Here is a 12,799-nt window from a genome sequence, read left to right on the forward strand (position 1 = left end):
ATGCTGACCATTGCTTCTCGCCTCGACGTCATGAACCGGCTGGGCCGGGCCATGGCGGACCCGACGCGCTCCCGGATCCTGATGACCCTGTTGGACGGGCCGAGCTACCCGGCCGTGCTCTCGCGCGAGCTGGAGCTGACGCGCTCCAACGTGTCGAACCACCTGACCTGTCTTCGCGACTGCGGGATCGTAGTCGCCGAGCCCGAGGGTCGGCAGACGCGCTACGAGATCGCCGACCCGCACCTCGCGGCGGCGCTCACGGCGCTGGTGGACGTGACGCTGGCCGTGGACGAGCACGCGCCGTGCGTGGACGCCGAGTGCACGGTGCCGGGCTGCTGTGGGACGGGAGCGGGCGCGTGAGCGCGGCGTGCGGCTGCGACGAGCCGGAGACCCGGGTCGGCGAGGAGGCCGAGGAGGAGCGGGAGCGTCCGTGGTGGCGTGACCGCGGGATCATGGTCCCGGTGCTCTCCGGCGTAGCGTTCGGTACGGGCCTGGTCCTGGAATGGACGGGTGCGGAGATCCCGGCGCTGGTGGCGTTCTGGATCGGCCTGCTGCTGGGTGCGTCGACGTTCACGCCCGGCGCGATCCGCAAGCTGTTCACGGGCAAGCTGGGCATCGGGCTGCTGATGACGATCAGCGCGGTCGGCGCGGTCATCCTCGGCTACGTCGAGGAGGCCGCGGCGCTGGCGTTCCTGTACTCCATCGCCGAAGCGCTGGAGGACAAGGCCATGGACCGCGCCCGCGGCGGGCTGCGGGCGCTGCTCAAGCTGGTCCCGGAGACCGCGACCATCCGGCAGGACGGCGCGCCCGTGGAGGTCGCCGCGAAGGATCTGGCCGTTGGTCAGCTGATGCTCGTGCGTCCGGGTGAGCGGATCGCGACCGACGGGATCGTCCGGACGGGCCGGTCGAGCCTGGACACCTCGGCGATCACCGGGGAGTCGATCCCGGTGGAGGTCGAGCCCGGCGACGCGGTGTCGGCCGGGGCGATCAACACCGCCGGTGCCCTGGAGGTCGAGACGACCGCAGCGGGCACCGACAACTCGCTGACCACGATCGTGGAGCTGGTGGAGCAGGCGCAGGCCGAGAAGGGCGACCGCGCCCGCCTGGCCGACCGCATCGCCCGTCCGCTCGTGCCCGGCGTGCTGATCCTCGCCGCCCTCGTCGCGGTCATCGGCTCGCTGCTGGGCGACCCGGAGCTGTGGATCACCCGCGCCCTCGTGGTGCTCGTCGCCGCGTCGCCGTGCGCGCTGGCGATCTCCGTCCCGCTGACCGTCGTCGCCGCGATCGGCTCAGCGAGCAGGTTCGGCGTGATCATCAAGTCCGGTGCCGTGTTCGAACGGTTCGGCGTGATCCGCCACGTCGCCGTCGACAAGACCGGCACCCTCACCCGCAACGAGCCCGCCGTCACCGCCATCCTCACCGCCGACGGCGTGACCGAGGCGCAGGCCCTGGCCTGGGCGGCATCCCTGGAGCAGCACAGCACCCACCCGCTGGCCGCCGCGATCACCGCCGCCTCGCCCGGAGCCCCCGCCGCCCTGGACGTGACCGAGCAGGCCGGGCACGGCATCGAGGGCACCCTCGACGGGGCCCGGGTCACCGTCGGCAGCCCTCGATGGCTGGACGCCGGGACGCTCAAGGACCAGGTGGCGGGCCTGGAGGAGCAGGGCATGACCGTCGTGATCGTGCACCGCGACGGCGTCCCGGTCGCCGCGATCGGGGTCCGCGACGAGCTGCGACCCGAAGTCCCCGAGGTGGTCCGCACCCTCGCCGCCCAGGGCGTCGGGATGACCATGCTCACCGGCGACAACGCCCGCACCGCCCGGGCGCTGGCCGCGCAGGCCGGGATCGAGGATGTGCGCGCCGAGCTGCGCCCGGAGGACAAGGCCGCCGCGATCGGCGAGCTGGGCAGGCACGGCTCGGTCGCGATGATCGGCGACGGCATCAACGACGCCCCCGCCCTCTCCGCCGCGGACATCGGCATCGCGATGGGCGCGACCGGCTCCGACGCCGCGATCGAGTCCGCCGACGTCGCCTTCACCGGCCACGACCTGCGGCTCCTCCCGCGGGCGTTCGACCACGCCCGTCGCGGACGGCGCATTATCAATCAGAACATCATCCTGTCGCTGCTGATCATCACCGCCCTGCTGCCGCTGGCCCTGTTCGGCGTGCTGGGGCTGGCCGCGGTGGTGCTGGTGCACGAGATCGCCGAGGTGATCGTGATCCTCAACGGGCTGCGCGCCGCGCGCACCAGGAAGTCGATCGCGTGACCGCGCAGGGCACCGTCGTCGCCGAGGGGACGAGCCCGCCCTCCCCGAAAGGTCGGAGGGCACTCGGCGTCGCCCTCGCGGTCGCCGTGCTCGCCGTGGCCCTCGATCAGGGGTCGAAGGCCCTCGCTGTGGCGCAGTTGACTTCTGGCGAGCGGGTTCCGCTGGTCGGCGACCTGTTCGGCCTGTCCCTGGTCTACAACCCCGGAGCCGCGTTCTCGCTCGGCTCCGGGTCCACCTGGATCTTCACCCTCGTCGGCCTCCTCGCCGCCATCGCGGTAGTTGTGTTCGCTGTGCGGCTGCGTGGCGCGCGGTGGGGTGCCGCGTTGGGCCTGGTCCTCGGCGGCGCGGTCGGCAACCTCGTCGACCGGCTCCTGAACCCGCCCTCCTTCGGACAGGGGCAGGTCACGGACTTCCTCGCCTACGGCGACCTGTTCGTCGGGAACGTCGCCGATGTCTTCGTCGTCGCCGGTGTCGGCCTGCTCTGCCTGATCCTTCTCCCGCCAGGCCCGGACCGGGCGTCGAACGACGCGCGATTCGAGGATGCCGCATGAAGGTCGAGCTGCTGCACATTGTCGGTTGCCCGAACACGGACGTGGCCGAAGCCAACGCGCGCGCAGCACTGGACGCTCTTGGATTCAGGGCCGTGCCTGTCGAGCTGGTCACGATCCGGACCGAGGCCGAGGCGGTAAGCACCCGGTTCGGAGGCTCGCCCACGATCCTCGTCGACGGCGTCGACCTGTTCCCGACAGCACCGGTCCGCTCGCTCGCGTGCCGCGTCTATGCGACGAGGAACGGGTTCGCCGGAGCGCCTACGCAGGAGCAGATCGAAGCAGCGCTGCGAGGCGCGTCCCGGTAGAGCAAGAACGGGCTGTAGCGCGATCGATGGCGCACGCCTCACGGCACATCGGTGTTCGCCGCAGGGACCAGGAAACCCGGAAACACAGCGGAGAGGCAGGGCCATTGGCCGCTGCCCCTCCCGTGCTCGCAGTCCCTCGCAGTCCCTCAGACGAGCAGTTCCGCCAGCAGCGTTTCGACGCGACCTTTGATCTCGTCCCGGATCGGGCGCACGGCATCGATGCCCTGTCCGGCCGGGTCGTCGAGCTTCCAGTCCTCGTAGCGCTTGCCGGGGAAGAACGGGCACGCGTCGCCGCAGCCCATGGTGATCACCACGTCGGAGTCCTGCACCGCTTCGGTGGTGAGCACTTTCGGCTGTTCGGCGGTGATGTCGATGCCGACTTCGCGCATCGCCTCGACGGCGACGGAGTTGATCTGGTCGGCGGGTATGGATCCGGCGGAGCGGACCTCGACGCGGTCGCCTGCGAGCTCGCGGAGCCAGCCGGCGGCCATCTGGGAGCGCCCGGCGTTGTGGACGCAGACGAAGAGGACGGAAGGCTTCTGGTCAGTCATTGTTGTTCGCTTTCGTTCAGTCGGTGAGCGTGGCGAGGAGCTCGCGGACGCGGCCCTCGATATCGTGGCGGATCGCGTCGACCCCGTCCGGGGAAGCGAGAGCCGGGTCGCCCACGGCCCAGTCCTCGTAGCGGACGCCGGGGATGATCGGGCAGACGTCGCCGCAGCCCATGGTGACCACCACGTCGGCCGCGCGCACGGCGTCGTCGGTGAGCGGCTTCGGGAACGCCGTCTCGGCTTCCTGCTCGCCCTCGATCTCCGTGAGCAGGGAGCGCACGTGCGGGTGCATGTCCGAGGCAGGGGCGGAGCCTGCTGAGCGGGCGATCACGGCACCGCCTGCGAGCTGGTTGACGATCGCGGCGGCGAGCTGGGAGCGGCCCGCGTTCTGCACGCACACAAACAGCACCTGCGGCACCCCGGCCGAGCGGTCCCTGGCCAGGTCGGCGAGGCGCTGCCGGGCGAACCGTTCGGTCAGCGGGATCATGTGCGCCGTCAGCTTCGCTGAACGCACCAGGCCGGCGTAGGACTCGCGCACGATCGCGATCACGAGGTCCCGGTTCAGCCCGGTGAGCTCGTCCGCGAGCTCTTCGGCGAGGCGGGTCACGCGGGCGTCCATCTGCTGCAGGGCCTCGGCCCGTGCTGCGGCGTCTTCGGGTTCGTCGGTGACGGCCGCGGCGGGAGCGAACGCGTCGAGGAGGGACGCGACGGCGCGCTGCTTGCCCGGCGCGATGCGGTACCAGACCCAGGTGCCGCGCCGCTCGGAGGCCAGCATCCCGGTCTCCTTGAGCACCTTCAGGTGGTGCGAGACCGTCGGCTGGGAGACCTCTGCCAGCTCGGCGAGGTCGCACACGCAGGACTCGCCGCGCGGGTCGGCCGCGATCGCGGAGAGCATCCGCAGCCGCAGCGGGTCCGCCAGCGCCTTCAGCGCACTGGCGACCGTGCTCGCCGCCTCCGCGCCGATTGCGTGGGTCGTCGACGGCGAGCATGCCTCGGCGTCGGGGATGGTGGCAGCGTCGGTCATGACGTCCTCGATTCAGCGGTATACGGATCCGTGCGGAACCAGGCTCTGGCGGCCCAGAGGGAGACGTAGACGAGGCCGACGAGCACAGGGACCTCGATGAGCGGACCCACGACGCCGGCCAGCGCCTGGCCGGAGGCGGCCCCGAAGGTCCCGATGGCGACGGCGATCGCGAGCTCGAAGTTGTTGCCCGCCGCGGTGAACGCCAGCGTCGTCGACCGCGCGTAGCCGAGGCCGATGCCCTTGCCGAGCAGCAGCCCCGCGAACCACATCAGGCCGAAGTAGACCAGCAGCGGCAGCGCGATGCGCGCCACGTCGAGAGGCTTCGCCAGCACCGCGTTGCCCTGCAGTGCGAACAGCAGCACGATCGTGAACAGCAGCCCGTAGAGCGCCCACGGCCCGATCCTCGGGAGGAACTTCTCTTCGTACCAGTCGCGCCCCTTGCGCTTCTCGCCGATGAAGCGGGACGCGAAGCCCGCGATGAGCGGGATCCCGAGGAACACGAGCACGTTCAGCGCGATCTGCCAGACCGAGATCTCCAGTCCCTGTGCGTCCAGGCCCAGCCAGCCCGGCAGCACAGTCAGGTAGAACCAGCCCAGCACCGAGAACATCACGACCTGGAAGACCGAGTTGATCGCGACGAGCACCGCGGTCGCCTCGCGGTCGCCGCAGGCGAGGTCGTTCCAGATCACGACCATAGCGATGCATCGGGCGAGGCCGACGATGATCAGCCCGGTCCGGTACTCGGGCAGGTCCGGCAGGAAGATCCACGCGAGCGCGAACATCACCGCGGGCCCGACGAGCCAGTTCAGCACGAGCGAGGAGACCAGGAGCTTCTTGTCACCCGTGACGGCTGCGACCTTGTCGTAGCGGACCTTCGCGAGCACGGGGTACATCATCACCAGCAGGCCCAGCCCGATCGGGACCGAGATCCCGCCGACCTCCATCGCAGACAGCGCGTCGGAGAGCGCCGGCACGAACCGGCCGAGCACGAGGCCGGCGACCATCGCGAGGCCGATCCAGAGCGGCAGCCACTTGTCGAGGGTGGAGAGCCGTTTCGGGGTGGTGCGGGTCAGGGCGTCGGTCATGCGAGCAGCTCCTCGAGCTTCGCGACGTAGACGGGTTTCGGGTGCGCGCCGATCAGCACGTCGACACGTTCCCCGTTCCGGTAGAAGCCGAGGGTCGGGATCGAGGTCACGCCGGCCGCGGTCACGGTCTCGGGGTTCTGGTCGGCGTCGATCTTCACGATCTTCACCCGGCCCTCGTACTCGCCGGCGAGCTGGTCCAGGATCGGGGCGATCGCCCTGCACGGGCCGCACCAGGTCGCCCAGATGTCGACCACGACGGGCAGCTCGGACTCGAGCACCTCGGCCTGGAAGGTGGCGTCGGTGACGGGGGTGACGGTGCTCATACGGAGACCTCCAGAACAGGCTCGGAAACGGTGGCGGGTGCGAGGTGCGACAGGTAGTGCTGGGCGTCCTGCGCGGCCGCGCAGCCGGTGCCCGCGGCGGTGATCGCCTGCCGATACGTGTGGTCGACGAGATCCCCGGCCGCGAACACCCCGGCCAGATTCGTCCGCGTCGACGGGTGCGCGACCCGCACGTACCCGTCCGCGTCGGTGTCGACCTGCCCAGTCACGAGCTCGGAGCGCGGGTCGTGCCCGATCGCGACGAACACCCCCGTCGCGTCGAGCCTCCGCTCGGCCCCGGTGATCGTGTCGCGCAGCGTGAGCCCGGTGACCTGCTCGTCGCCGAGGATCGCGGCGACCTCGCTGTTCCAGGCGACCTCGATCTTCGGATCGTCCAGCACGCGCTGTGCCATGATTCTCGACGCTCGGAACTCGTCCCGGCGGTGCACGACGGTGACTTTCGATGCGAACCGGGTGAGGAACAGCGCCTCCTCCATCGCGGAATCCCCGCCACCGATCACGGCGATCTCCTTGTCGCGGAAGAAGAACCCGTCGCAGGTCGCGCACCAGGACACTCCGTGCCCCGACAGGCGCTCTTCCTCGGGGAGGCCGAGCTTGCGGTACGCGGAACCCATCGTCAGGATCACCGCCCGCGCCCGGTACGTCATCCCGGCACCCGTCTCGATGGTCTTCACGTCGCCGTCGAGCTCGAGGCGAATCGCGTCGTCGTAGACGATCCGAGCGCCGAACCGCTCAGCCTGCGCCCGCATCGACTCCATCAGCTCCGGCCCCTGCACGCCATCGACGAAGCCGGGGAAGTTCTCCACCTCGGTCGTCGTCATCAGCGCACCGCCCGCGGTGACCGAGCCCGCGATCACGTTCGGCGCAAGACCCGCGCGGGCCGCGTAGACCGCCGCGGTGTATCCGGCGGGACCGGACCCGACGATGACCAGTTCGACTTCTTGATTCGACATACTTTTATATTGACATCTATCGAATCAGTTCGCGAGCCCATGCCGGCTTTGTCACCGGATGTTCACCTACCGTGCTCAGGCAGGGCTGCCAACGCCCTTCGCGCGTGACCTCCGCATCATCGACGAACAGTGCATGAAAAGTGCACTCTTCAACAATCGGACCTACCAGTAGAGATCATCGGCAGGTACTCCGCCTGGCAGGAGGTGTACTCGATCGACGAGTCCTTCATCGGCCTGCACGGCACGGTCGACGAGCTCACCGCGATCGGGCACGAGATTCGCGCCGAGGTGCTCCGCTGCACCGGGATTCCCGTCCGGGTGGGTATCGCTCCGTCGAAGACGCAGGCGAAGCTCGCCTCGCGGGGCGCGAAGGCCGACCTCTCGCTCGGCGGCGTCTGCCACCTGGGCTCCTACTCCCCCGACTGGATGGATCGCATCCTCGCCGGCACGAGTACGACGGACCTGTGGGGCATCGCCGGGCGCACCGGGAAGCGGCTCGCCGGGATGAGCATCTTCACCGCGAAGGATCTCCGCGATGCGGAGACGAAGTGGATCCGCAAGAAGTTCTCGGTCGTGATGGAGCGCACCGTGTTCGAGCTGCGGGGCATCTCATGCATCCCGCTCGAGGAGCAGCCGCCGCACAAGGACCAGCTCATCTTCTCTCGCTCGTTCTCCCAGCCGGTGTCGACCCGGGAGGGTATGCAGCAGGTGTTCTCGATCTATGCCCAGCGCGCGAGCACGCGACTCCGGGAGCACGGCCTGGTTGCGGGCGTGGTGTCCACCTGGGCGTCGACGAGCCGGTTCCGGGAAGGCGAGTTCCATACCGCACACGTCGCCGTGGGGATGCCGACTGAGACGGATGATCCGATCGGGATCGCGAAGGCCGCGTTCGCGGCGCTCCCCCGCATCCGACCCGGCTCGGATTACGTGCGCGCCGGGGTAGTGCTGTCCGGGCTGCGGAAGAAGCAGAGCGTCGCACCGCTCGCGCTGTTCGAGCCGGAGTACGAGGGGCGCCGAATCGGAGAGACGCTGGACAGCATCACGCAGAAGCTCGGCCCGCACGCGATCGGCATCGGCCGTGGTGGCCTGCGTGGAGCACCGGTGTGGACGATGAAGAGGGAAATGCTCTCGCGCCGCGCAACGACGCACTGGGAAGAGCTCTGCGAAGCGCGAGCGTAGGCCGTCCCGCCGCTTGGGACGAGTCGTGCGACCAGACATCCGGGTGACCTACGGTGGCTTCATGTTCGTGTGCATCGCGTGTGGGGGCCCAGCGTTCCGCTACGCCGACACGGTGCGATGTCTCGATGATGACTGCAATGTCGTGCGCATTCTCCGCGCGATTCCAGATGTTCTCCCGTGGGAGAAGTCCCGCGCAAGCAGATAGCCCTAGGTCGGTAGGTACCGTGGCACTCGTGCCGTTTCCAGCCCCTCTGCTCGGATTCTGAGCTATGAGCTTCCGTTTTCGCGCCCACTGGAAGAAGGATCGATACGAGGCGCGTACTTTCTTCCGGCAAGCGGGCGACCACTCTGCCGAGTGCAGGTCGAGATGCTGCTCGAGGACCGTCTTGGTGATGTCATCCAGCGGACCGGCGTGAGCATGCAACCGGCTGAGATCGCCGAGCCTCTGTTTCAAGGTTCCAGGCGATCGCCCGAGCCGCAGAAAATGAAGTCGGTATTCCACTAGAAGCTCTGTACTGTTCACACGGGTGAAGCTCGTTGGCGTCTTACCGCTGAGCTCGCGAAATCAAAGAAATTACGTTGAGACTAGCGCAAATTATGTACCGCTCGGCGTCATTTGCAGCATGAACTCCGCCTCACTCAGCACTGAGCGGGAAGCGCACGATGTTGTCCGGAACTCGTAATCCATCGGCCGTACTGCGTTTCCATTCAGGCGAGAACACGCCCGAAACAAATCAGCAAAAGGCAGGCTCCCTCCGATCCGAGAGGGGTGAATGTGAAGAAGTTCGCGCGCTTACTGATCGCAGTCGGCATGGTGGTTGCCGCTGGCTACGTCGCGATCGTTTTTCCTCTGCACGCCGGGTGCTTTCCGCCGATGGATCAGTGCGTATCGGAAGTCATATTGCTCGAGTAGGTAGTCTTATCCCGAGCCATTCAACGTGTGATGTATTCAAAGGTTGATGCTAAAGCGGCTGTATCGACGATTCTCAAGGAGGCGACTTGACGGAGTTCATCACAGCCACAGCAGACATTCGAGGCGACTATCGTTACTCACTTACGCGGGTTTGGGACGAAACCCTGCCCAAGCTGACGTACATACTGTTGAACCCCAGCACTGCTGATGCGACCAAGCTCGACAACACTCTGAAGCAATGCGTCAAAATATCGAAGTTCAATGGCTTCGGAGGCCTGCTGATTCTCAACTTATATGCGTATCGAGCCACTGAGCCCAAAGTCATGAAAGCTGCAGCTGACCCGATAGGGCCCGAGAACGATCAATTCCTCGCAGCCGCAACTGGAACCATCGTCGGCGGCTGGGGCAACAACGCAGACTTTGCCCGAGCCAATTTCGTTAGGTCAATGCACCCCAACATGAAAGCGCTAAAGATCAACGGGACCGGACACCCAAAGCATCCGCTCTACGTTTCAGAAACGACGCGTCTGATCGATTGGTTACCGCGTCCGTAGCCCACCCCAGAGCTCCTGGCTTTTGACTACCACGTCCGTCAACCTCAGTTCTGCTTTATCAATCGGCATGAAGAAGCTCTCGGATATGCGTAGGTAGACGCGATATATCCGCCCACGACTGCTCCACCGGTTCTCGCGCGCAGCTCATGCTGAACAGCAATCATGGCCTCGAAACCAATTTCCAGAAGAAGGCACAAAAACTATGGAATTGACTAACCTCACTCACAACCAACTGCGAGGCTTAATCGACGATGCCGGCCTCTCCTGGACTTACGATCGGGACGGTGGTTTTAAGATCCGCCTAAAAAGTGCAGCAACCGGGTACTTCGACGCACTCCGCTTAGAGATCCAGCCTGATTTGTCCGTCAGAGGCGAGTTCTTGAATGCCGACATTGTTAAAGAAGGACAAGGGCTCACACTGTCGTTCCCTTCAGCCGAGGCGGAGGGGAACGTTAGCCCTGCATACAAAACTGTCGAGTTGTTTCTAACTCCGAAACCGTACGGAGTGGAATTTCAGCTCTATGCCAGAGCTGAACTCACAGATAAGCCTATGCATGTGCGAGTGATTCCCGGAGCTGAACAACGCGCAGTAGTCACCGAATGGTGTGACATCATCGAGCGGGATGGAGAAGCCTGGTTGATGGGCACCGTTGCAGGAACCCCTGATTTTCAGAATCTCGTACGCAAGCTCTTCCGTCTGGGGCACTCCATGTTCGGCGGGACAATCACTGGACTAATGGCGGTGAATGAGGATTCTGTGCCCGAGGAATGGGCAGAGCCAAAAACTCAGCAGCCACGCCTCAGTAGCTCGTTGCCGAGTCCTTCAAGCGATGAAGGAGATCGTCGCAAATCTTGGTGGCAAAGGAAGAAGATACGTAAATAACTGACTCCTAAACAGGAAACTACACAGACTGGTCCTTGAGGCACACTGCACCAGTGAGCCAGTAGCATCGCCAGTTCAATGCAGAAGCCCCGCCCATCCGGGCCGATTGTCGGGGCCTCTGTATGCGAGCACTATGAAAGTGCTGCCTGGGCAGAGGTGATGATCGATCGATCCAAGATGGATTCTCCCCCGTCCAGGCAGCATCAACATGTTAGACGATGGCGGTTTGGTGTGATGCGCAATTCTCGGAATATCAAACTTCCAAGGTCACTCGCCCACATATCTTCGGATGAGCTGTGTGAATTGCGGGACCGGTACCCCCGTTCCGTTAAGAACAGTTCTGAGGGTATGGCTGTCAGCGAGCTGGAGCAGATTTCGACGGGCGTCTTTGCGGGCCCCCTTCGCTTCTGCTTCATCGAGCCGCCATCCGCCTATTTCGTGCGCCTCATAGGCATGGGCGATGAGCAGAAGATTGTAGAGATCGACATAGTCTTTACCCGCCGTCCGCGACTTCGTCGCGTAGGCCTTCAAGATCACGGCATGCTCGACCGACGGGGTCCGCACGGTGAGGCGGATTATACTGCCGTCAATCATCGTGACATCGAGGTGATGTTCGATCGGGGCTGCATCCAAGGCGAGCATAAGTCCAGGCGCGCTGTCAAAGACGCGTTCCGCGTGCTCGGATGTTTCAAACTTCTCGTTCCCCGAAGGAACAAGCAGGTCTACCACCCGAAGGCCTGCACGATACCGGTTCGCTTTCTCGGCTTGGTATCCCGCTGCGATAAGCCGAGAGTGAAGCTCTCCACTATCTGCGATCCTGACCGACAACGCGGTGTCGACGTCAGCAGTGCGTCGAGAGATGTTGCCCGGCACTGGGAAGGCTTCACAGAGCAGAGACACCATAACCCCTCCGACAACCCGCGTGTCTTCGAGGTCTGCCGTCACCTCTGCAACGTCTTTCAGAGCAAGATAGGCGTTATCGTCGGCGGCGGAGGTCGTAAATGTCGCATAGTCGCGAGTGATCAAGTGCCCCACCGTTTCAAAACTGTCCTTCTGATGATCTCGAGCGCTTCTTCGGCATCGTTCCCACCGATCTGCAGTACATCCCAGGCGGCGAGCACAGGGTCCGCGCACCCAAGTCCCCAAGATTCTGCAGTGGCGAAGATAGTGCGATCAGCCGGGATGACGAATTCGACGTTTGACTCTTCTCGTGTCGCCGGGGAAAAGCCGAGCTTCTCGAGTGAAACGCCTTCCGCAGCGTAAGCGACAATCTTTACGGGCGTGCGCCAAGGCGCGATGAGATCCGCCGCGCCATCTGCCGAGAGAAGCGCTCGCTTTCGCAGAACACGTACCTGCTCATTGAATGGCGCCATCGAATACCAGAAGGTTCGTGTCCCGCCCGGCCCCGGATAGGTCTCCATGAACTCGTCCCACAATTCACTCGGGGAAATTGTCGACCAGCCGTCGACATCCCGGTGGTGTTCTGCAGCGATCTTCGACAACGCCATGGACACCGCGCCCTGCGTCAGCCCTGTTTCCCGCGCGAGGGCTGACTGAGAGCGTCCCTGCTTGGTGCGGATTAGTGCTCGAATCACTGCGTAGGTCCCCCACGGAACCCGACCTCGTGGCTTGGGTAGGGGCTCGATCGTGTCGATGAGCGTGAGGCCGGGAAGGAATATGAGGCCGTCACCGGAGACGAGTCCAACTCCTGGTATGTCCGCGACAACCTCTTGGGCTCGTGCAGTGGCTTTGGGGACCACGAAGGTGACGATCTCCCCCGGGTCTACGGTGTCCCGAAGCGCACGAATCTTCGAGGGGCTCGGTACGCGGTTCATGCGAAAAATTCGCATGTCGAAATGATGGTCATCGCGGACCGCGTGTAGACGGTTGGACGCGGTGGAGTGCACACGAAACCCGAAGGCCGTCATCACGTCCGCTGGTTCGATCTCCGCCCCCATTCTCATGAGCATTAGCTAAACACGTTTCACCTGTTTTAGCTAATACACCCTTAGGGGACAGTCGATCAAAAATGCGAGGAGCGTTCTCCCACCTTCTGACTTGCACTTTGTTGGCGCCACATACCTGTGGCATTGCGTTTAAGCGTCTAACGTTTCGCTATAGCTAAAATCGCGCGTTGCGTGCACGCACTTTTGAATTTGCTAGCCGATAAAGGGCTTGCTCGAAGCGCGTGACCGC

The 12,799-nt window shown here is 65.0% G+C and carries 14 protein-coding genes; 7 read left to right on the forward strand and 7 right to left on the reverse strand.

The features are described from left to right. Genes cmtR through BLT44_RS10955 form a run of 4 tightly spaced genes read left to right on the forward strand, consistent with a single transcriptional unit; the run spans position 1 to position 3,123 of the window. The gene (gene cmtR / locus BLT44_RS10940; RefSeq protein ID WP_007633539.1) at positions 1-360 is read left to right on the forward strand and encodes a Cd(II)/Pb(II)-sensing metalloregulatory transcriptional regulator CmtR; all 360 of its coding nucleotides are present in this window, start codon (positions 1-3) and stop codon (positions 358-360) included. Continuing rightward, the gene (locus tag BLT44_RS10945; protein ID WP_010157046.1) at positions 357-2,267 is read left to right on the forward strand and encodes a heavy metal translocating P-type ATPase; all 1,911 of its coding nucleotides are present in this window, start codon (positions 357-359) and stop codon (positions 2,265-2,267) included. The genes cmtR and BLT44_RS10945 overlap by 4 nt, the downstream gene beginning before the upstream one ends. Continuing rightward, positions 2,264-2,818: a signal peptidase II gene (gene lspA, locus BLT44_RS10950; protein WP_010157045.1), complete on the forward strand. Its 555-nt coding sequence runs from the start codon at positions 2,264-2,266 to the stop codon at positions 2,816-2,818. The genes BLT44_RS10945 and lspA overlap by 4 nt, the downstream gene beginning before the upstream one ends. After that, the gene (locus BLT44_RS10955; protein ID WP_010157044.1) at positions 2,815-3,123 is read left to right on the forward strand and encodes a hypothetical protein; all 309 of its coding nucleotides are present in this window, start codon (positions 2,815-2,817) and stop codon (positions 3,121-3,123) included. The genes lspA and BLT44_RS10955 overlap by 4 nt, the downstream gene beginning before the upstream one ends. A 146-nt stretch (positions 3,124-3,269) precedes the next feature. Here the strand turns inward: BLT44_RS10955 and BLT44_RS10960 are convergent, their stop codons facing one another. From BLT44_RS10960 to trxB, 5 genes are read right to left on the reverse strand one after another with little or no spacing between them, the layout of a single operon-like run. Next, positions 3,270-3,674, reverse strand: a complete 405-nt coding sequence (locus BLT44_RS10960) for an arsenate reductase ArsC (RefSeq protein WP_010157043.1) — start codon at positions 3,672-3,674, stop codon at positions 3,270-3,272. A 16-nt stretch (positions 3,675-3,690) separates the two neighbouring features. Continuing rightward, the gene (locus tag BLT44_RS10965) at positions 3,691-4,695 is read right to left on the reverse strand and encodes a metalloregulator ArsR/SmtB family transcription factor (RefSeq protein ID WP_010157041.1); all 1,005 of its coding nucleotides are present in this window, start codon (positions 4,693-4,695) and stop codon (positions 3,691-3,693) included. Next, a complete protein-coding gene (gene arsB, locus BLT44_RS10970) occupies positions 4,692-5,780 on the reverse strand; it encodes an ACR3 family arsenite efflux transporter (protein ID WP_010157040.1) in 1,089 nt (362 codons plus the stop codon). Before arsB ends, BLT44_RS10965 begins: the two co-directional genes overlap by 4 nt. Beyond that, positions 5,777-6,103, reverse strand: a complete 327-nt coding sequence (gene trxA, locus BLT44_RS10975; RefSeq protein WP_010157039.1) for a thioredoxin — start codon at positions 6,101-6,103, stop codon at positions 5,777-5,779. The genes arsB and trxA overlap by 4 nt, the downstream gene beginning before the upstream one ends. Then, positions 6,100-7,074, reverse strand: coding sequence for a thioredoxin-disulfide reductase (trxB, locus tag BLT44_RS10980; protein ID WP_010157038.1), 975 nt, complete (start codon positions 7,072-7,074; stop codon positions 6,100-6,102). Before trxB ends, trxA begins: the two co-directional genes overlap by 4 nt. 129 nt (positions 7,075-7,203) lie before the next feature. On the opposite strand from trxB, the gene BLT44_RS10985 reads away from it, so the two are divergent. The 3 genes from BLT44_RS10985 (at position 7,204) to BLT44_RS15335 (ending at position 10,603) form a co-directional block, all read left to right on the forward strand. Further along, a complete protein-coding gene (locus tag BLT44_RS10985; RefSeq protein WP_231291562.1) occupies positions 7,204-8,253 on the forward strand; it encodes a DinB/UmuC family translesion DNA polymerase in 1,050 nt (349 codons plus the stop codon). Positions 8,254-9,252: 999 nt separating this feature from the next. After that, positions 9,253-9,720: a DUF1643 domain-containing protein gene (locus BLT44_RS10990; protein ID WP_010157036.1), complete on the forward strand. Its 468-nt coding sequence runs from the start codon at positions 9,253-9,255 to the stop codon at positions 9,718-9,720. Positions 9,721-9,922: 202 nt separating this feature from the next. Next, entirely contained in the window at positions 9,923-10,603 is a 681-nt protein-coding gene (locus tag BLT44_RS15335) for a hypothetical protein (RefSeq protein ID WP_143026044.1), read from the forward strand. A 267-nt stretch (positions 10,604-10,870) separates the two neighbouring features. Here the strand turns inward: BLT44_RS15335 and BLT44_RS15340 are convergent, their stop codons facing one another. Beyond that, entirely contained in the window at positions 10,871-11,629 is a 759-nt protein-coding gene (locus BLT44_RS15340; protein ID WP_143026045.1) for a hypothetical protein, read from the reverse strand. Then, positions 11,626-12,561: a hypothetical protein gene (locus BLT44_RS15345; protein WP_143026046.1), complete on the reverse strand. Its 936-nt coding sequence runs from the start codon at positions 12,559-12,561 to the stop codon at positions 11,626-11,628. The genes BLT44_RS15340 and BLT44_RS15345 overlap by 4 nt, the downstream gene beginning before the upstream one ends. Between the last annotated feature and the right edge of the window lie 238 nt (positions 12,562-12,799).

Source organism: Leucobacter chromiiresistens, from assembly GCF_900102345.1.
GTDB classification, from domain to species: Bacteria; Actinomycetota; Actinomycetes; order Actinomycetales; family Microbacteriaceae; genus Leucobacter; species Leucobacter chromiiresistens.